Below are 758 nucleotides of genomic sequence, written 5' to 3'. Positions count from 1 at the left end.
CCTGAAGGTGCGACACAGTCGGGGAGAGAAGCCCATCTCCTTGCCGAACTGCCACAGCGAAGGATGGAACCGGTGCTGACCGGTCTGATATGCGTCACGTTGCAGAACCACAGTTTTCATATTGTCATACAACACTTCGCGCGGCACACCACCAAAGAAGCGGAACGCATTATGATGGCAGGTCTCCAGCGTGTCATAACGCATATTGTCAGTGAATTCGATGTACAACATTCGGCTGTATCCGGGAACAGCAACGAACACGTGAAGCGGTGAGCGACCATTACGCATAGTGCCCCAGTCAACCTGCATCTGTCGTCCGGGTTCAGTTTCGAACCGAACGGCAGGCTCCTGCTCCTGAGGAACCGAGAGAGAACGAATGAATGCCCTGAGAATGGTCATTCCGCCACGATATCCCTGGTCTCTGATCTCGCGAGCGATTACCGTTGCCGGGATTTTGTAAGGATGAGCATCGGCGATGCGTTGACGAATATAATCCCGGTATTCATCCAGGAGTGAAGCAACAGCAGGTCGCGGCGTATATTTTGGCGGCTCAGATTTTGCCTGCAAATAACGTTTAACGGTATTGCGGGAGAGCCCCAGTTCTCTGGCAATCGCCCGGCTACTCATTCCCTGCTTGTGCAGGATTTTAATTTCCATAACTGTCTCAAAAGTGACCATAAGCTCTCCTGAATCAGGAGAGCAGATTACCCCCTGGATCTGATTTCAGGCGTTGGGTGTGGATCACTATTGCACCGTTC

1 protein-coding gene is annotated in these 758 nt (G+C 52.1%); it reads right to left on the bottom strand.

What is annotated here, in order from left to right:
• The coding region (istA, locus tag ACUU1I_RS20920; protein WP_152030653.1) for an IS21-like element IS100 family transposase at nucleotides 1–678 on the bottom strand (678 nt) is incomplete at its 3' end.
• Nucleotides 679–758: the final 80 nt, after the last annotated feature.

It is taken from the genome of Shigella sp. SIG3 (assembly GCF_053555855.1).
The sequence above is the reverse complement of the archived record's forward strand: the minus strand, read 5'-3'. Positions and strand labels throughout refer to the sequence as shown.